The 17,509-nt window shown below is 72.5% G+C and carries 17 protein-coding genes; 2 read left to right on the top strand and 15 right to left on the bottom strand.

Going from position 1 to position 17,509, the window contains the following annotated elements:
- Positions 1–31: 31 nt before the first annotated feature.
- The 10 genes from pyrF to QUG92_RS09485 form a co-directional block, all read right to left on the bottom strand.
- Positions 32–928, bottom strand: coding sequence for an orotidine-5'-phosphate decarboxylase (gene pyrF / locus QUG92_RS09440; protein ID WP_259346263.1), 897 nt, complete (start codon positions 926–928; stop codon positions 32–34).
- On the bottom strand, positions 925–4,203 hold the full coding sequence (carB, locus tag QUG92_RS09445) for a carbamoyl-phosphate synthase large subunit (RefSeq protein WP_182047897.1): 3,279 nt from the start codon (positions 4,201–4,203) through the stop codon (positions 925–927). The genes pyrF and carB overlap by 4 nt, the downstream gene beginning before the upstream one ends.
- Positions 4,203–5,402, bottom strand: a complete 1,200-nt coding sequence (gene carA, locus QUG92_RS09450) for a glutamine-hydrolyzing carbamoyl-phosphate synthase small subunit (RefSeq protein ID WP_069710798.1) — start codon at positions 5,400–5,402, stop codon at positions 4,203–4,205. The genes carB and carA overlap by 1 nt, the downstream gene beginning before the upstream one ends.
- Positions 5,402–5,944: a PH-like domain-containing protein gene (locus tag QUG92_RS09455; RefSeq protein ID WP_182047895.1), complete on the bottom strand. Its 543-nt coding sequence runs from the start codon at positions 5,942–5,944 to the stop codon at positions 5,402–5,404. Before QUG92_RS09455 ends, carA begins: the two co-directional genes overlap by 1 nt.
- Positions 5,941–7,296, bottom strand: a complete 1,356-nt coding sequence (locus QUG92_RS09460) for a dihydroorotase (protein ID WP_289458827.1) — start codon at positions 7,294–7,296, stop codon at positions 5,941–5,943. The genes QUG92_RS09455 and QUG92_RS09460 overlap by 4 nt, the downstream gene beginning before the upstream one ends.
- Positions 7,293–8,255 (bottom strand): aspartate carbamoyltransferase catalytic subunit, encoded by a 963-nt coding sequence (locus QUG92_RS09465; RefSeq protein ID WP_182047893.1) that lies wholly within the window; start codon positions 8,253–8,255, stop codon positions 7,293–7,295. Before QUG92_RS09465 ends, QUG92_RS09460 begins: the two co-directional genes overlap by 4 nt.
- Positions 8,255–8,881, bottom strand: a complete 627-nt coding sequence (gene pyrR / locus QUG92_RS09470; RefSeq protein ID WP_182047892.1) for a bifunctional pyr operon transcriptional regulator/uracil phosphoribosyltransferase PyrR — start codon at positions 8,879–8,881, stop codon at positions 8,255–8,257. The genes QUG92_RS09465 and pyrR overlap by 1 nt, the downstream gene beginning before the upstream one ends.
- A 57-nt stretch (positions 8,882–8,938) precedes the next feature.
- On the bottom strand, positions 8,939–9,424 hold the full coding sequence (gene nusB, locus QUG92_RS09475) for a transcription antitermination factor NusB (protein ID WP_289458828.1): 486 nt from the start codon (positions 9,422–9,424) through the stop codon (positions 8,939–8,941).
- Positions 9,425–9,434: 10 nt separating this feature from the next.
- Positions 9,435–9,998: an elongation factor P gene (gene efp / locus QUG92_RS09480; protein WP_069710793.1), complete on the bottom strand. Its 564-nt coding sequence runs from the start codon at positions 9,996–9,998 to the stop codon at positions 9,435–9,437.
- Positions 9,999–10,194: 196 nt separating this feature from the next.
- On the bottom strand, positions 10,195–11,883 hold the full coding sequence (locus tag QUG92_RS09485; RefSeq protein ID WP_289458829.1) for an ABC1 kinase family protein: 1,689 nt from the start codon (positions 11,881–11,883) through the stop codon (positions 10,195–10,197).
- A gap of 125 nt (positions 11,884–12,008) precedes the next feature.
- On the opposite strand from QUG92_RS09485, the gene QUG92_RS09490 reads away from it, so the two are divergent.
- Together QUG92_RS09490 and QUG92_RS09495 are read left to right on the top strand one after the other, a co-directional pair.
- Positions 12,009–12,305 (top strand): hypothetical protein, encoded by a 297-nt coding sequence (locus QUG92_RS09490; protein WP_182048121.1) that lies wholly within the window; start codon positions 12,009–12,011, stop codon positions 12,303–12,305.
- Positions 12,302–12,469, top strand: a complete 168-nt coding sequence (locus QUG92_RS09495; RefSeq protein WP_182048120.1) for a hypothetical protein — start codon at positions 12,302–12,304, stop codon at positions 12,467–12,469. Before QUG92_RS09490 ends, QUG92_RS09495 begins: the two co-directional genes overlap by 4 nt.
- A 38-nt stretch (positions 12,470–12,507) precedes the next feature.
- On the opposite strand, the gene aroB is transcribed toward QUG92_RS09495, so the two are convergent.
- The 5 genes from aroB to ruvX all read right to left on the bottom strand — a co-directional run bounded on the left by aroB (position 12,508) and on the right by ruvX (position 17,507).
- The gene (gene aroB, locus QUG92_RS09500; RefSeq protein ID WP_289458830.1) at positions 12,508–13,605 is read right to left on the bottom strand and encodes a 3-dehydroquinate synthase; all 1,098 of its coding nucleotides are present in this window, start codon (positions 13,603–13,605) and stop codon (positions 12,508–12,510) included.
- Positions 13,602–14,123, bottom strand: a complete 522-nt coding sequence (locus QUG92_RS09505; protein WP_182048122.1) for a shikimate kinase — start codon at positions 14,121–14,123, stop codon at positions 13,602–13,604. Before QUG92_RS09505 ends, aroB begins: the two co-directional genes overlap by 4 nt.
- 68 nt (positions 14,124–14,191) lie before the next feature.
- Positions 14,192–15,412, bottom strand: coding sequence for a chorismate synthase (gene aroC, locus QUG92_RS09510; RefSeq protein WP_182048119.1), 1,221 nt, complete (start codon positions 15,410–15,412; stop codon positions 14,192–14,194).
- Between the two features lie 44 nt (positions 15,413–15,456).
- Positions 15,457–16,968, bottom strand: coding sequence for an endolytic transglycosylase MltG (gene mltG / locus QUG92_RS09515; protein ID WP_289458832.1), 1,512 nt, complete (start codon positions 16,966–16,968; stop codon positions 15,457–15,459).
- Positions 16,969–17,057: 89 nt separating this feature from the next.
- On the bottom strand, positions 17,058–17,507 hold the full coding sequence (gene ruvX / locus QUG92_RS09520; RefSeq protein WP_069710790.1) for a Holliday junction resolvase RuvX: 450 nt from the start codon (positions 17,505–17,507) through the stop codon (positions 17,058–17,060).
- Positions 17,508–17,509 lie beyond the last annotated feature (2 nt).

The raw sequence follows: 17,509 nt of genomic DNA on the forward strand, positions 1-17,509 counted from the left end.
TCGTCAGCGGGTCCGGGGGTCGTCCCGTCCGTCACGCGGCGGCTCCCAGCGCGGCGCGGATGCGGTCCGCGCGGTCCTGCACGAGGGCGGCGACGCCGTCGGGTCCGTCGGTGAGCAACCCGCGCGACTCGTTGACGAGCACCTGCTCGGCGCGCGAGCCGTACCGGGACCGCAGGTCCTCGATCCGGGCCCCCTGGGCGCCGAAGCCCGGAGCGAGCACCGGGGCGGAGCCGATGGCTGCCGCGTCGATGCCGAAGTCGTTCAGGTCGAGGGTGGCGCCGAGCACGAGCCCGACGTCTCCCAGCGGCTGCTCGCCGCCGGTCCGGTTGTCGTCTGCCACGTCCAAGACGATACCCGCCGCGACGGACCGCCCCGCACGCGGCCCCTCCGCGAGCACGGCGGTCTGCAGCACGCGCGCCTCGGGGTTGCTCGTCGCCGCCAGGACGAAGACACCGGCACGGTTGTCGCGCGCGACGTCGACCGTGCCCGCGAGCGAGCCGTAGCCGAGGTAGGGCGACACGGTCATCGCGTCGGCCCGGAACGGCCCGTCGCGGTCGAGCCACGCCAGGGCGTAGTCGTCACCGGTCGAGCCGATGTCGCCGCGCTTGACGTCGGCGACGGTCAGGAGGCCCGCATCGCGCGCCCGACGCAGGGTCGCGTCGAGCGCCCGGTAACCGGCAACCCCCGCTGCCTCGAAGAACGCGATCTGCGGCTTGACGATCGCGGCCCGCCCGGCTGCCGCGTCCACGAGGACCGCACCGAACGCCGTCAGGCCGGCTTCGTCGCGGCCCAGCCCCCACGCCGCCAGGGTGGCGGCGTGGGGGTCGATGCCGACGCACAGGGGGGAACGCTCCCCCATGGCGGCGGCGAGCCGGACGCCGAAGGAGGGCACGCCTCCCGACTGGGCCGTCGACACGTCGACGGTCACCAGGTGGCGCGCTCGAGCGCGTAGTCCTGCAGGCTGCGGACGCTGTGCGGCGTGCCGATCGTCTCGATGGCCGCAACCGCCGCGCCGAGCTGCGCGATGGTCGTGAACAGCGGCTTGTCCGCCGCGACCGTCGCCGCACGGATCTCGTAGCCGTCGGCGCGGCCGGCGGCACCCGAGGGCGTGTTGATGACGATGTCGACCGCGTCGCGTGCGAGCAGGTCGACGACGCTCTCGCCGCCCTCGCTGTACTTGCCGACGAGCGTGACCTCGATGCCGTTGCGCCGGAGCACCTCGGCGGTGCCCTCGGTCGCGGTGATCGTGAAGCCGAGCTGCTGCAGCCGGTGCACGGGCAGGACGACCTGGCGCTTGTCGGTGTCCGCGACGCTCACGAAGACCGTGCCGCTCGTCGGCAGCCCGCCGTACGCGGCGTCCTGGGACTTGAGGAACGCGCGCGGGAAGTCACGGTCGATGCCCATGACCTCGCCGGTGGAACGCATCTCCGGGCTGAGCACCGAGTCGACGACCTGGCCGTCGTGGGTGCGGAAGCGGCGGAAGGGCAGCACGGCCTCCTTCACCGCGACCGGGGCCTGCGGGGGCACCGACGAGCCGTCGCGCTCGGGCAGCAGGCCCTCGCCGACGAGCGCGTCGATCGACGTGCCGGTCATGATGCGGGACGCGGCCTTGGCGAGCGGGATGCCGAGGGCCTTCGACACGAACGGGACCGTGCGGCTGGCGCGCGGGTTCGCCTCGAGGACGTAGAGCACGCCGGCCCCGATGGCGAACTGCACGTTGAGCAGCCCGCGGACGCCGATGCCACGGGCGATCCGCTCGGTCGCCTCGACGACACCGCGGATCTCCGCCTTGCCGAGTCCGACCGGGGGCAGGGTGCACGCCGAGTCGCCGGAGTGGATGCCGGCCTCCTCGATGTGCTCCATGATGCCGCCGATGTAGAGCCGGTCGCCGTCGAACAGGGCGTCGACGTCGATCTCCACGGCGTCGTCGAGGAACCGGTCGACGAGCAGCGGCAGGTCCGGGCCGATGATCGCCTGGTCGGCCATCCGGTCGAAGTAGTCGGCCAGGGCGGTCGGGTCGTACACGATCTCCATGCCGCGGCCGCCGAGCACGAAGGACGGGCGGACGAGCACCGGGTAGCCGATCTCCTCGGCCACCGCGGTCGCGCTGGCGAGGTCGTGGGCGGTGCCGTTGCGGGGCGCGAGCAGACCGGCCTGCTCGAGGATCGCGGCGAACTGCCCGCGCTCCTCGGCGGAGTCGATCGCGCTCGGGCTGGTGCCGAGGATCGGGATGCCGGCGGCCTCGAGCGGCTTCGCCAGGCCCAGGGCGGTCTGGCCGCCGAGCTGCACGACCACGCCGACGAGCTCGCCGGACGCAGCCTCGGCCTCGATGACCTCGAGGACGTCCTCGGTGGTGAGCGGCTCGAAGTAGAGCCGGTCCGAGGTGTCGTAGTCGGTCGACACCGTCTCGGGGTTGCAGTTGATCATGATCGTCTCGAACCCGGCGTCGCTCAGCGCGAAGGACGCGTGCACGCAGGAGTAGTCGAACTCGACGCCCTGGCCGATGCGGTTCGGGCCGGAGCCGAGGATGACGACCTTCCTGCGGTCGCTCGGGGCGACCTCGGTCTCGGTGTCGTACGACGAGTAGTGGTACGGCGTCAGGGCCGGGAACTCGCCGGCGCAGGTGTCGACCGTCTTGAAGACCGGGCGGATGCCTGCGGTGTGCCGCGCGTCACGGGCCTCCTGCTCGGAGATCCCGCGCAGCGAGGCGATCTGCGCGTCGCTGAAGCCGTGCTCCTTCGCCCAGCGCAGCGTGTCCGCGTCGAGCGTCTCGGCGGCGGCCACCTCGGACGCGACCTCGTTGATGAGCACGATCTGGTCGATGAACCACGGGTCGATCTTCGTGGCCTCGAAGACCTCGTCCGCCGTGGCGCCGGCGACCAGGGCCTGCTGCACGGTCACGATGCGGCCGTCGGTCGGCACCTGGGCCTCGGTCAGCAGGGCGTCCTTGTCGAGCTCCGCCGCCGGGGTGTCCCAGTGGAAGCTCGATCCGCGCTTCTCGAGGCTCCGCAGGGACTTCTGCAGCGCCGTCGCGTAGTTGCGACCGATGGCCATCGCCTCGCCGACGCTCTTCATCGTCGTGGTCAGGGTGGCGTCGGCAGCCGGGAACTTCTCGAACGCGAAGCGCGGGGTCTTCACGACGACGTAGTCGAGCGTCGGCTCGAAGCTCGCCGGCGTGACGCGCGTGATGTCGTTCTCGATCTCGTCGAGGCGGTACCCGATCGCGAGCTTCGCGGCGATCTTGGCGATCGGGAAGCCCGTCGCCTTCGAGGCGAGCGCCGACGAGCGGGACACGCGCGGGTTCATCTCGATGACGATCAGGCGGCCGTTCGACGGGTCGACGGCGAACTGGATGTTGCAGCCGCCGGTGTCGACGCCGACGCGACGGATGATGTCGATGCCGATGTTCCGCATGTTCTGGTACTCGCGGTCGGTCAGCGTCAGCGCGGGTGCGACGGTGATCGAGTCACCGGTGTGCACGCCCACGGGGTCGACGTTCTCGATCGAGCAGATGACGACCGTGTTGTCGAAGTTGTCGCGCATGAGCTCGAGCTCGTACTCCTTCCAGCCGAGGATCGACTCCTCGAGGAGCACCTCGGTGGTCGGGCTCGACTGCAGGCCGTCGCCGACGAAGCGGACCAGCTCCTCCTCGTTGTAGGCGAAGCCGGAACCGAGGCCGCCCATCGTGAAGGAGGGCCGGACGACGAGCGGGTAGCCGAGGTCCTGCGCGTACTCCTTGGCCTCCTCGAGCGTGTGCGCGATGTGGCTGCGGGCGACGTCCGCACCGGACTCGAGGACGAGCTCCTTGAAGAGCTGGCGGTCCTCACCGCGCTGGATGGCGTCGACCTTCGCGCCGATGAGCTCGACGTCGTACTTCGCGAGGATGCCCTCGGCGTCGAGCTTGATCGCGGCGTTGAGCGCCGTCTGCCCGCCGAGCGTCGGCAGGACCGCGTCCGGACGCTCGATCTTGATGATCTCCTCGAGCGAGGCGCTCGTGATCGGCTCGATGTACGTCGCGTCGGCGAAGTCCGGGTCGGTCATGATCGTCGCCGGGTTCGGGTTGACGAGGATCACGCGGACGCCCTCGGCGCGGAGGACGCGGCACGCCTGGGTGCCGGAGTAGTCGAACTCGGCGGCCTGCCCGATGACGATCGGGCCGGAGCCGATGACGAGGACGGAGTTGATGTCTGCGCGCTTCGGCATCAGTTGGCTTCCTTGGTGATGTCGGCGGCCGGGGTGGTCGCGGTGGCGGTCGCGGGGTCGAGCGGCTCGCCGGCTCGGCGCTCACGCACGAGGTCCGCGAACCGGTCGAACAGGTACATCGAGTCGTGCGGACCGGCCGCCGCCTCGGGGTGGTACTGCACGCTGAAGGCGGGCACGTCGAGGGCGCGCAGGCCCTCGACGACCTGGTCGTTCAGCGAGTAGTGCGAGACCTCGACGCGGCCGAAGCCGGCCGGGGACTCGACGACCTCGCCCAGGGGCGCGTCGACCGCGAAGCCGTGGTTCTGGCTGGTGATCTCGACCTTGCCGGTGGCGGTGTCGAGCACCGGCTGGTTGATGCCGCGGTGGCCGAACGGCAGCTTGTAGGTGCCGAAGCCGAGCGCGCGGCCGAGCAGCTGGTTGCCGAAGCAGATGCCGAAGAACGGACGTCCGGTCTTCAGGGAGTCCTGCAGGAGCGAGACCTGCGCGTCGGAGGCGGCGGGGTCGCCGGGGCCGTTCGAGTAGAAGAGCGCGTCCGGGTCGAGCTCCTGCAGCGCCTCGGGCGTGATGTCCTGCGGCACGACGTGCACCTCGAACCCGCGCTCGGCGAGGTAGCGCGTCGTCGACGCCTTCACACCGAGGTCGAGCACGGCCAGCCGGCCGATCTGCTCGCCGACAGCGGGGACCACGTACGTCTCGGGCGTCGAGACGATCGACGAGAAGCTGGCACCGGCCATGCCCGCCTGGTCGCGCACCAGCTGCTCCTGCTCGGCGGCCGACAGCGCCGCGTCGGCACCGCTGAACACGCCGCCCTTCATCGCACCCGCGTCGCGGATCCGACGGGTCAACGCCCGGGTGTCGATACCGGAGATGCCGACGATGCCGTCGCGCACGAGGTGGTCGTCGAGCGTCGCGTTCGCACGGTGGTTCGACACGACGCGGCTGGGGTCGCGCACGACGTAGCCCGCGACCCAGATGCGTCGCGACTCGGGGTCCTCGTCGTTGACCCCGGTGTTGCCGATGTGCGGCGCGGTCTGCACCACGATCTGCCCGGCGTAGGACGGGTCGGTCAGCGTCTCCTGGTAGCCGGTCATGCCCGTGGCGAAGACGACCTCGCCCAGGGTGCGGCCTCGGGCGCCGTACGCCCATCCGTCGTACCGGGTGCCGTCCTCGAGGACCAGTACGGCCCGTTCGCGTGTCATCAGTTCGTCCCTTCGCCCGCGGTGTGCGGGGGTTCGTGCGTCGTCGTCAGCCCCTGCAGGGCGGCGAGTGCTGCTGCGCCGCCCTCCGGGAACCGGAAGTAGGTGTCGAGGTCCGTCGCTCCGGCGGCGCCGGTCGCCGTCCATCGCAGACGGACCAGTCCCCCGGGCTCGACCACCCGATCGATGGCCGTCGTCGCGCGGTCTGCCCCGCGGACGGCGTCGGCCGCGATCCAGCGGTCGTCGGTACCGGCGTGGTGCAGCACCACCCCGGTGTCGTGGACGGTCACGCCGCCACGGCCCCGGAACCCGAGTCCGCCCGCCGTGATCCGTTCGAGCGGCTGGTCGGCGCGGGTCGTCGCGACGGTGAACCCGTCCCACGAACCGGCCGCCGGTCCGAGCCCGGACGGGACCGGGACGGGAGGCACGGTGTCCGCCTGTCTCCTGGCCCGCGTCCGCCAGGTGCGCGCCATCGCGACGAACAGCAGTGCGACGAGGGCGAGGATGACCGCGCCCTCGAGCCACCGCAGTGCGTCGCCGGTCATGCGACCGCCGTCCGGGCCACCATGGCGTGCGCGGCGACGGTGTCCGCGTCGACCAGCGCACCGTCGAGGAGCGTCGGGTACCCCTGGTGGAAGGTCGCGACGACCCGGCCGGGCAGGCGCATGCCGAGGTACGGCGAGTTCTGCGACTGGCCGTACAGGTCGTCGACCGAGAACTCGCGCACGGCGGCGGGGTCGTACAGCGTCAGCTCGGCGGGGGCGCCCGCGACGACGCCGCGACCGTGGCCCTCGACCTGCCCGATGCGCGCGGGTGCCTCGGACAGCACGCGGGCGACGTCGGTCCAGCCGAGCTGCCCGCTCTCGACCACCGCGGCGTGCACGACGCTCAGTGCCGACTCGAGTCCGACCATGCCGTTCGCGGCGGCCGGCCACTCGCAGCACTTCGCCTCGGCGGTGTGCGGGGCGTGGTCGGTCGCGACGATGTCGATCGTCCCGTCGGCGAGGGCCGCGCGCAGGGCGTCGACGTCCTCGCGCGAGCGCAGCGGCGGGTTCACCTTGTACCGGGCGTCGTAGCCGGGGGCACCGTCGACTCCCGCGATCAGGTCCTCGGTGAGCACGAGGTGGTGCGGCGTGACCTCGGCGGTGACGTCGATCCCGCGGGACTTCGCCCACCGGATGACCTCGACGCTGCCGGCGGTCGAGACGTGGCAGACGTGCAACCGCGCCCCGACGTGGTCGGCGAGCAGGACGTCACGGGCGATGATCGCCTCCTCCGCGACGGCCGGCCAACCCGCCAGACCGAGCTCCGACGACAGCCGGCCCTCGTTCATCTGCGCGCCGACGGTCAGCCGGGGCTCCTGCGCGTGCTGCGCGAGCACCCCGCCGAAGCCCTTGATGTACTCGAGCGCCCGGCGCATGAGCAGCGGGTCGGCGACGCAGGACCCGTCGTCCGAGAAGACTCGGACCTTCGCACGGCTGGTCGCCATCGCGCCGATCTCCGACAGGTGCGTTCCCTGCAGCCCCTGCGAGACCGCGCCGATCGGTCGGACCGTGACGTACCCGGCGTCGTCCCCGAGCGCCTGCACCTGCTCGACGACCCCGGCCGTGTCGGCGACGGGCGAGGAGTTCGCCATCGCGTTCACGGCGGTGAAGCCGCCGGCGGCCGCGGCCCGTGAGCCGGTGAGGACCGTCTCCGACTCCTCGGCGCCGGGCTCGCGCAGGTGGGTGTGGAGGTCCACGAGACCGGGCAGGGCGATCAGCCCGTCCGCGTCGACGACCGTGGCGCCGGCCACGTCGAGACCGGACCCGACCGCTTCGATGCGCCGTCCCTCCAGGCGGATGTCGGCACGCGTGCCGTCGACCAGCTGCGCGCCGCGGATGAGGTGGGCGGTCATGCGACGGACTCCTTCGGTTCGTGCTCGCCGGTCAGGGCGAGGTAGAGCACGGCCATGCGGACCGACACGCCGTTCGCAACCTGCTCGACCACCGTCGAGCGGGGGTCGTCGGCGGCCACGCCGGCGATCTCGAGCCCGCGGTTCATCGGCCCGGGGTGCATGATCAGCGTGCGCTCGGACAGCGCGGCCGCGCGGGCGGCGGTCAGCCCGAAGTGCCGCGTGTACTCGCGGGGGTTCGGGAAGAAGGCGTCGTTCATCCGCTCCTGCTGGATGCGGAGGAGCATCACGACGTCCGGGTCCTCGGCGAGGGCCGCGTCGAGGTCGTGGTGCACGGCGGCCCCGAACGGCCGGTCGACGGCGGGCAGCAGCGTGGGCGGCGCGGCGAAGGTGACCTCGGCGCCGAGCGTGCGGAGCAGCCACGCGTTGCTCCTTGCGACGCGGCTGTGCAGGACGTCGCCGACGATCGTCACGCGGACGCCGTCGAGGCCCTGCCCGCGGCTGGCGCCCCCGTGCAACCGGCGGCGCATCGTGAAGGCGTCGAGCAGCGCCTGCGTCGGGTGCTCGTGCGTGCCGTCGCCGGCGTTCACCACGGGAACGTCGATCCAGTCCGCCTCCGCGAGGACCCGCGGGGCCCCCGACGCCGGGTGGCGCATCACGATGCCGTCGATCCCCATCGCGCCCAGGGTCTGCACGGTGTCCTTGAGCGACTCACCCTTCGAGACGCTCGACCCCTTCGCGGCGAAGTTGATGACGTCCGCGGAGAGTCGCTTCGCGGCGGCTTCGAACGAGATGCGCGTGCGGGTGGAGTCCTCGAAGAAGAGGTTCACGACCGTCTTGCCGCGGAGTGCCGGGAGCTTCCGGACCTCGCGGGTGTTGACCTCGGCCATCTCCTCGGCGACGTCGAGGATGCGGATCGCCTCGGAGCGGGAGAGGTCGGCGGTGGAGAGGAGGTGGCGCATCAGGCGTCACCCCCGGGCTGCCGCTCGGGCTGCTCGGCCCGGTCGGCCTGCTCGGCCTGGTCGGGCTGCTCGGCCTGGTCGGGCTGCTCGATCACGACCTCGTCGGCGCCGTCCGTCTCCGTCAGTCGGAGGGTGACCCGCTCGTCGGACGCGGTCGGCAGGTTCTTGCCGACGTGGTCGGCGCGGATCGGCAGCTGCCGGTGGCCGCGGTCGACGAGCACCGCGAGCCGGACCGCCCGCGGGCGCCCGATGCCCTGCAGGGCGTCGAGGGCAGCCCGGACCGTCCGCCCGGAGTAGAGCACGTCGTCGACGAGCACGACGACCTTGCCGTCGATGCCGCTCGTCGGGATGGTCGTGCGGTGCGGCGCACGACCGATGCCGTGGCCGAGGTCGTCCCGGTGCATCGTCACGTCGAGCGTGCCGAGCCGCTGGTCGCGGTCCTCGGCCCACTCGGGTTCGATGTCGGCCAGGACGCGGTCGAGCCGCTCGGCCAGGACGGCACCCCGTGTCGGGATGCCCAGGAGCACGAGGTCCGAGGCCCCGTGGTTGGCCTCGAGGATCTCGTGCGCGATGCGTGTCAGAGCACGCGTGATGTCGGGCTGTTGCAGGACCGTTCTGGTTCCCACGCCGACCTCCTTCCCCGCCTCACCGGACGGACTTAAAGGACGCTGACGTGGTCAACCCTACCGGGACTCCTGGTCCCCTGCGACCGTCCGACCGGACGGTGCGGCGCCGTGGTCGGCAGCCTTCGACGACGGTGCGCGGCCTCCGGCGACGGCACCGAGGACCCCGTTCACGAAGCCGGCCGAGTCGTCCGTCGAGAGCGACTGGGCGAGCTCCACCGCCTCGGCGATCGCGACCGCGTCCGGGACCTCCGGGTTGTACCGGAGCTCCCAGACGCCCATCCGCAGGATGCAGCGGTCGAGCACGGGCATGCGTGCGATGGACCAGCCCTGCGCGTGCTCGACGATGACCCGGTCGATCGCCGCACGGTCGTCGTCGACACCGGTGACGATCTGTCGCGCGTAGTCCCAGCTCGAGGCGCGCTCGGGCTGGTCGAGGTGACGGACCGTCTCCGTGGCGAGGACGTCCGCGATCGGCAGCTCGCGGACCTCCGCCACGTACAGCATGTCGAGGGCGCGCTTGCGGGCCTTCGAACGAGCACTCATCCGGCGTCGCCTAGTTGTTGACGCGGCCGAGGAAGCTGCCGTCGCGCGTGTCGATCTTCACGGTGGTGCCGTTCTCCAGGTAGAGCGGGACCTGGATGCGGTGACCGGTCGCGATGATGGTCGCGTCCTTCGTGCCACCCGAGGAGCGGTCGCCCTGGAGGCCCGGCTCGGTCTCGACCTCGGTGACGATCGACGTGGGCAGCTCGATGTAGAGCGGGTTGCCCTCGTTCATCGCGATGGTGACCATCGCCGACTCGAGCAGGAAGTTCTTGGCGTCGCCGACGACGGTCTCCGAGACGGGGACCTGGTCGTACGTGTCGGTGTCCATGAACACGTAGGACTCGCCGTCCTGGTACAGGTACTGGTAGTCGCGGCGGTCGACGGTCGCGGTGTCGATCTTCGCGCCGGCGTTGAAGGTGCGGTCGACGACCTTGCCCGAGACGACGTTCTTCAGCTTCGTGCGGACGAACGCGCCGCCCTTGCCCGGCTTGACGTGCTGGAACTCGACGACCGACCAGAGCTGCCCGTCGATGATGAGAACGGCGCCGTTCTTGATGTCAGTGGTACTCGCCATGGGTCTTCCGTTCGATGGTGTTGTGAAGGTCTCCCGGACGTGCGTCCGGTCCCGGCATCGGCGGGGAGGTGCCCCGGGCCGACGCCCCGTCGAGTGTAGCGGACCGGCGGCAGCGGGCCCGGCGGGAGCGCGCCCGGCGGGAGCAGACCCGGCGGCACCACCGCACGGCCGCCCCGGCGTCCAGGCGCCGACCGGGTCAGCGTCGTCGCCGCGCCCACCAGGCGTCGACGGCCGCCCAGACGAGGAGCACCACGGCCGTCCCGCCGAGGATCCCCCCGGCGGCGCCGGTCGACAGCACCGCGGTCGGCCGGACCGGTGCCGCCAGGTACACGATCGCCAGCACGCCGGCGCCGGAACCGAGCAGGACGAGCAGCACGCGGCGGACCAGGCCGGACACGACCTCGCGATCGCGGCGGTCCGAGAACAACCGGATGGCGACCGTGAGCTTGCCGGTCTCGATCGCCTCGCCGATCCGGTCGATCCGCCGCGGGAGCTTCCGGATGGTCGACACCACGCCGAAGAGTTCCCGCAGCGCGAGGTCCCGGACGGCCCGGGGCCGGAGCTGGTCCCGGATCTGCCGTCGGGCCAGGTCGCGGGACTCCTCGAGCAGGTCGAAGGACGGCGCGAGGCTCCGGAGGGTCCCCTCGAAGATCGCCAGGGCGCGTGCGGCGGCGACGAAGTCCGGCGGGGGCTTCAGCCGGTACCGGCCGAACACCGCGACGGCGTCGTCCACGGTCTCGACGCCGATGCGCGCGCCCGGGCCGAGCTCGTCGGCCACGAACGCCGCGATGTCCCGCCGGAAGTCCGGTTCGTCCTCGGCGTCGCGCACAGGAGCCATCCGCATCACCGCGTCGGCGATGCGCTCGGTGTCGTCCTGGATGTACCCTGCGAGCAGGTCCTGCACCGTCGAGCGCAGGCCGGGGTCGAGGCGCCCGACCGACCCGAAGTCGATGAGCGCCGGCCGACCGTCGGGCAGCAGCACGACGTTCCCCGGGTGCAGGTCGGCGTGGTAGATCCCGTCGAACACGACCTGCCGGAGGAACGCGTCGAGCACCGCCCGCATCGGCGTGTCGAGGTCCTGCCCGGTCCCCGCGGCGCGGAGGGCGCTGAGCGTCTCCCCCTCGAGGAACTCCATCACCATCACCCGGCGTCCGGACAGCTCGCGGTGCGGCTCGGGGAACGCGACCGCGTCGGGTCGCGCGCTCCGGGTCTGCGCGGCTCGGAGCGCCGTGAGGTTCCGCATCTCGGCCGTGAAGTCGACCTGGCGGACGAGGTCGTCGGCGTACTGCCGGGCGACGTCGGTGACGCCGACCTGCCGTGCCTCGGTGCTGGTCCGTGCCAGGAACCGGACGACACGGAGCGCGATGTCGACGTCGCGGCGCACCGCCACGTCGATGCCGGGTCGCTGCACCTTGACCGCCACCACGGAGCCGTCGCGCAGGGTCGCGCGGTGGACCTGCGCGATGGACGCGGCCGCGACCGGCTCCGGGTCGAACGTCGCGAAGACCTCGTCGACCGGCGCGCCGAGCTCCTCCTCGAGCAACGCCACGACCGCCGCGGGGTCGGCCGGCCGGACGCTGCGCTGCAGGTCGACGAGCCCGTCGGTCCACTCCTCGGGCAGCAGGTCGTCCCGCGTGGAGAGCAGCTGGCCCATCTTCACGAAGCCGCCGCCGGCCTCCTCGAGCGCCGTGCGCAGGTGGTTCGCCTGCCTGCGGCGCAGGTCCGCGGTCTCCGGGTCCCGCGAGAAGTCGAGTCGGCGGAAGGGCAGGAGTTCGTGGCGACGGGCGATGGCGAGCAGCTCGGCGAAGCGGCGGGCTCGGGAGCGCAGGCTGCCGGCGTCGACGTCCTGCCGGCCGAGGTCGCTCAGGCGGGGCGGGGTGGGCACCGGACCAGTCTGCTCCCCCGGCCTGCGGGGCACCCCGCTCCTGCACAGCCGGGAGGCGCGGGCTGCGTTCCACAGGTCGGCCCGCCGCGTGCAGGCGGTCGCGTCCAGCGCGCCACGCTCGTGGCATGGACACAGCACTGATCACCGCGACCATCGCCGCGGCCGCCGCGGTCTTCGCGGCGGTGATGACCTGGAACGCGGCGAAGCGGACTCGACAGTCGAGTGAACGGACCCACGCCTGGACCCGGATCGTCTGGGCAGCACAACTCCATCCCGGCGACCGCGGATACGACATCTCGCGGTCTGTGCTCAGGAGCATCGCGACCCTACGGTGGGCACCGGAGGACGATCGCGAGTTGGCCAGCGAGCTGTCCCAGGCCGTCGAACCCGTCGAACCCGTCAAACCGGAGGAGTACCCGTGAAGTTCCGACGACCGATCATCGTCCCGACCGACGAACACGCCCGTCGCGCCTTCCGCAACGGCGCGACCCTCGAGGAGTGGGCCGAGTTCCGCCGCACCAACATCATCACCGTGTCCATGCACGTGAAGTGGTGGTGGCGCCGAACCCTGCGCAAGCTGCGGTGACCCTGCGCGAGCTCCGGCGACCCGGGCGGCGGGACCGGCTAGACGCCGACCTCCTGGTAGGCCGTGAAGAGCAGGTGGTCCTCCGGCCCCTCGAGCGTGACCGGCTTACCGACACCGTCGAGGATGATGAAGCGGAGCATGCCGGCACGCGCCTTCTTGTCCCGGCGCATGGTGGCGAGCAGGCCATCCCAGCGGCCGAGCCCGTAGGTGGTGGGCAGCTCGAGCGACTCGAGGATCGAGCGGTGCCGGTCCACGGTCGCGTCGTCCAGGTGCCCGGTGAGCCGCGCGAGCTCCGCCGCGAAGACCATCCCGACGGAGACCGCCGCGCCGTGCCGCCACTGGTAGCGCTCGGCGTGCTCGATGGCGTGGCCGAGCGTGTGGCCGTAGTTCAGGATCTCGCGGCGGCCCTGCTCGGTGAAGTCGTCTGCCACGACCTCGGCCTTGAGGGCGATCGCGAGCTCCACCACGCGCCGGAACTCGGGTGTCGTCGGATCGGTCACGCGGGCGACGTCGGCCTCGATCACGTCGAGGATCTCCGGCACGGCGATGAACCCCGCCTTGACGATCTCGGCGAACCCGGTCAGCACGTCGTTCCGGGGCAGGCTGCGGACCAGGTCGAGGTCGGCCACGACGGCGCGCGGGTGGTGGAACGCCCCGACGAGGTTCTTCCCCTCGTTGGTGTTGATCCCGGTCTTGCCGCCCACGCTGGCGTCGACCATGCCGAGCACGCTGGTCGGGATCGCCACGAAGGCGACGCCGCGCAACCACGTGGCGGCGACGAACCCGGCGAGGTCGGTGACGGCCCCGCCGCCGAGCCCGATGACGGCGTCGGTGCGGGTGAAGTCGGCCTGGCCCATGACCTGCCAGCAGAACGCGGCGACCTCGACGCGCTTCGCGGCCTCGGCGTCCGGCACCTCGGCGATGAGCGCGTCGAGCCCGGCCTCGACGAGGACGGCCCGCAGGTCGTTCGCCCGCGCTCCGAGGGTCGGGGCGTGCACGATGAGGACCTTCGCGACGCGGGGCCCGAGGAGCGCCGGGACGGAGCCGAGCAGACCGTTCCCGACGGCCACGACGTACCCGTCCTCTCCGCCGACGCGGATCTCGGTGGTGCCCTCGGGCAGGTTCGACGCGGTCACGGTGTCCCTCCGGTGGTGGTGCCCCGGGCGGTGCCGGTGGCGCTGGTGGCCTGCTGCCCCGTGACCCAGGCGACGACGTCGCGGACCACGTGTGACATGGGCCGACGCGAGGTGTCGAAGGTCGCGTGCGCGAGTTCGGCGTAGGTGGCGGCACGCTCGTCGGCGATGGTCTGCCAGGCGTCGAGCCCGCCCTGCGCGAGCAGCGGACGGTCGCTCCCCGCGATCCGGGCGGCGACGGCCTCGGGCGACACCGTCAGCAGGACGATCCGGGCGCCGACGAGCGCCGCCCGCGTGTCCGGGTGTGTCACCGCTCCCCCGCCGACGGCGATGACGCCTGCCGTGGCGAGGGCGGACCGGACGGCCGCCGCCTCGAGTTCGCGGAACGCGGGTTCGCCCCGCTCGGCGAAGATGCCGGGGATCGGGCCGTGCTCGCGGGCGATGACGCGGTCGGTGTCGGTGAACGGCACGCCGAGCGCCTTCGCGACGCGCTTGCCGACGCTCGACTTCCCGGCGCCCATCGGGCCGATCACGACGACGGGGGCGTCGACGCCCACGCGGTCGGCGGACGTCGCCCCGTCGGCACCGCTCACGACGCGGTGGACGGCTCGGTCGCGTCGGTCCGACGGGAGCGCAGCGTCTCCGGGATGGACGCGAGGTACGCGTCGAGGTTGCGCTTCGTCTCGACCAGGCTGTCCCCACCGAACTTCTCGAGCACGGCGTCCGCGAGCACGAGGGCGACCATTGCCTCGGCGACCACGCCGGCGGCCGGCACGGCGCACACGTCGCTGCGCTGGTGGTGCGCGGAGGCGTCCTCGCCCGTGGCGACGTCGATGGTGTGCAGGGCGTGCGGCACGGTCGCGATCGGCTTCATGCCCGCACGGACCCGCAGGACGGTGCCCGTCGACATGCCGCCCTCGGTCCCACCGGCGCGGTCACTGGTCCGGACAATCTCGCCGTCCTCGCGGTACAGCTCGTCGTGGGCGGCCGACCCCCGGCGTCCGGCGGTCGCGAAGCCGTCGCCGACCTCGACGCCCTTGATGGCCTGGATGCCCATGATCGCGGCGGCGAGCCGTGCGTCGAGGCGACGGTCCCACTGCACGTGGGAGCCCAGCCCCGGCGGGACGCCGTAGAAGAGCACCTCGACGACGCCGCCGAGCGTGTCGCCGTCCTTCTTCGCTGCCTCGACCTCGGTGACCATGCGCGCCGAGGTCTCGGGGTCGGCGCAGCGCAGCTGGTCCTCGTCGAGCCGGTCGACGTCCTCGGGCAGCGGCAGCTCGGTGCCGTCGGGCACCCGCACGGTGCCGACCTGCAGCGTGTGCGCCACGGATCGGATGCCGAGCTCGGCGAGGAACGACTTCGCGACCGCACCGAGGGCGACCCGTGCGGCGGTCTCCCGGGCGGAGGCACGCTCGAGGATCGGGCGGGCCTCGTCGAACCCGTACTTCTGCATGCCGACCAGGTCGGCGTGGCCTGGCCGGGGGCGGGTGAGCGGCGCGCTCCGACCGCGGGACATCTCGGTCGACTCGACGGGCTCGGGGTTCATCACCTCGACCCACTTCGGCCACTCGGTGTTGCCGATGCGGATCGCGATCGGGCTGCCCAGGGAGTACCCGTGCCGGACACCGCCGGAGACGTGCAGCTCGTCCTGCTCGAACTTCATGCGGGAGCCGCGTCCGTAGCCGAGCTTGCGTCGAGCGAGGTCGGTGCGGATGGACTCGAACGAGACCGGGACGCCGGCCGGCAGGCCCTCGAGCATCGCGACGAGTTCGGGTCCGTGGGACTCACCAGCGGTCAACCAACGAAGCATGTCGACCATCCTCCCACAGCGTCACGCCGTGCGACGCGGGTCGGCTACTGGTAGTCGGGGTGGGCGCGGAGCCAGGCCTGGAACTGCGCGACGGCGACCTGGTGCTGCGCGTACGTGTCCGAGAACACCGTCTCGCCCGTCTCCAGGTTCACCGTGACGAAGTACAGCCACTTCCCGGTGGCCTCCTGCGTGACCGCCTTGATGGCCACGTCGCCCGGGTTCGAGATCGGCGCCGGCGGCAGCCCCTTGTGCACGTAGGTGTTGTACTCGTTCCCCGCGTCCGCACGCTCGGCGTCGGTCGTCGTCACGGTGTGCGTGTTCCCGGTGCCGTAGGCCACCGTCGCGTCGGACTGCAGCGGCATGTCGATGTCGAGCCGGTTCTGGAACACCCGCGCGACCTTCGGGTAGTCGGCCGCCAGGCCCGCCTCCTTCTGCACGAGCGAGGCGAAGACGACGACACGCTCCTGGTCGGCCTCGGCGACACCGGCGGCGGCCAGGCGCTCCTTCATCGTGTCGACCATCGACTGGAAGTACTGCTTCGCCGTCCAGCCCGGGTTGATCGGGTACGTCGCGGGGAAGAGCCACCCCTCGAGCGTCGTCACGTTGGCCGGCAGGCCGTACGCGCCGACGTCCTTCGCGGCCGCCGAGACCTCTGCCTCGGACAGCCCGGCCTTCGAGACCATGCCCGCCTCGATGTCCTTCAGCGCCGTCCCCTCGGGGATGACGATCGAGGCCTGGACCCGGTTGTCGCGGTCCTTGAGCGCCGCGAGCGCGGCCTTCGAGCTCATCTCCTTCTTCAGCGCGTAGGAACCGGGCTGGAACTGCACGTCCGGCGAGGTGAGCAGGAGCTTGTAGAACACCTGCGAGCTCTTCACCACGCCGCTGCGCTGCAGGGTCTTCGCGACGTCCTCGCCGATGTCGCCCTGCTTGATCGTGATCGTGACCTTGCCCGAACCGGACCCCGGGTAGTCGTCCGGTTCCTGCGACCCGCCGAACGCGCCGGCGAGCTGCTGGATCTTGGGCGCCGCGAACGCGTACGCGCCGACGCCTGCCGCGAGCACGAGCGCGACGATCACGATGCCCGCGACGAGCGGACCGCGTCGACGCCGCGGCCGCGGCTCACGCGGCGGACGGGAGGACCGGCCGCCGCCGCCACGCCGCCCGCGTCCGCCGTCCCCCGCGCCGCCACCGCCGTGGCCGGCCCCGTCGGACCCGTCGCCGTCCCGGACACCGCCGCCCGCCGCTGCGTCGCGGGGGATCTCGCCGGTCAGGAGTGCCTGGACCTCGGGGTGGAGCTCGTCGTGGTCGGCGGCGACCGGCGCGTCGGCGGGCGAGGACGGACGCTCTCGGCGTCCGGTCGCGGTCGGCTCTGCCGCGGTCGCCCGTTCCGCCGTCGCACGGGCGGCCGCCTCCTCGGCCGCGGCTGCTTCGGCGGCACGGGCGGCCCTGCGGGACTGCGGGCGCTGGTCCGCGGGCGGACCGTCGGGGTCGCGGCGTCGCCGCTCGGCGTCGTTGCCGGGCGCGATGATCGCGTTCCAGTCCAGGTCGTCTGCCACGGGATCCTCGGTCTCTCGGGTCGGGGGCTCCACCTGTGCCCCGTCGGTCCGGGAACGACGGTCTCGCGACCCGCTCCGGGGCCGGTCGGTCAGGGGAGCGTGGCGCCGGGTGCGGCGCTGGACGCTCGCTCGTGGTCGAGCGCGTGTTGCAAGATGATAACAGCGGCCGCTTGGTCGATCACGGCCCGGGACTTCTTCGTGTTCCGCCCCGCCTGGTGCAGCCCGCGCTGCGCCGTCACCGTCGAGAGCCGTTCGTCGACCAGCCGGACGGGTCGGTGCGCGGCCAGGCGCTCGGCGAAGGCCCGGGCGTCCGCCGTCGAGGGGGTGTCGTCGCCCGACATCGACAGCGGCAGCCCGACGACGAGCTCGAGCACGTCGTACTCCTCGGCGAGCTCGAGGATCCGGCGCACGTCGGTGGCCTCGGCGCGGGGCACCGTCTCGACCGGGGTGGCCAGCAGGCCGTCCCGGTCGCAGACGGCGACCCCGATCCGGGCGCGCCCGACGTCGATGCCGAGCCGGCGCCCCGGGCGGATGCCCACGG

It is taken from the genome of Curtobacterium citri (genome assembly GCF_030362955.1).
Lineage (GTDB): Bacteria > Actinomycetota > Actinomycetes > Actinomycetales > Microbacteriaceae > Curtobacterium > Curtobacterium citri.

What these genes read in the sequence shown, in the direction of transcription:
- QUG92_RS09465 (WP_182047893.1), bottom strand. Translation starts at nt 8,255, where the DNA reads ATGCGCCACCTCCTCTCCACCGCCGACCTCTCCCGCTCCGAGGCGATC.
- QUG92_RS09455 (WP_182047895.1), bottom strand. Translation starts at nt 5,944, where the DNA reads ATGACCGGCGACGCACTGCGGTGGCTCGAGGGCGCGGTCATCCTCGCC.
- carB (WP_182047897.1), bottom strand. Translation starts at nt 4,203, where the DNA reads ATGCCGAAGCGCGCAGACATCAACTCCGTCCTCGTCATCGGCTCCGGC.
- QUG92_RS09490 (WP_182048121.1), top strand. Translation starts at nt 12,009, where the DNA reads ATGGACACAGCACTGATCACCGCGACCATCGCCGCGGCCGCCGCGGTC.
- QUG92_RS09505 (WP_182048122.1), bottom strand. Translation starts at nt 14,123, where the DNA reads ATGGGCGCCGGGAAGTCGAGCGTCGGCAAGCGCGTCGCGAAGGCGCTC.
- nusB (WP_289458828.1), bottom strand. Translation starts at nt 9,424, where the DNA reads ATGAGTGCTCGTTCGAAGGCCCGCAAGCGCGCCCTCGACATGCTGTAC.
- carA (WP_069710798.1), bottom strand. Translation starts at nt 5,402, where the DNA reads ATGACACGCGAACGGGCCGTACTGGTCCTCGAGGACGGCACCCGGTAC.
- aroC (WP_182048119.1), bottom strand. Translation starts at nt 15,412, where the DNA reads ATGCTTCGTTGGTTGACCGCTGGTGAGTCCCACGGACCCGAACTCGTC.
- QUG92_RS09460 (WP_289458827.1), bottom strand. Translation starts at nt 7,296, where the DNA reads ATGACCGCCCACCTCATCCGCGGCGCGCAGCTGGTCGACGGCACGCGT.
- efp (WP_069710793.1), bottom strand. Translation starts at nt 9,998, where the DNA reads ATGGCGAGTACCACTGACATCAAGAACGGCGCCGTTCTCATCATCGAC.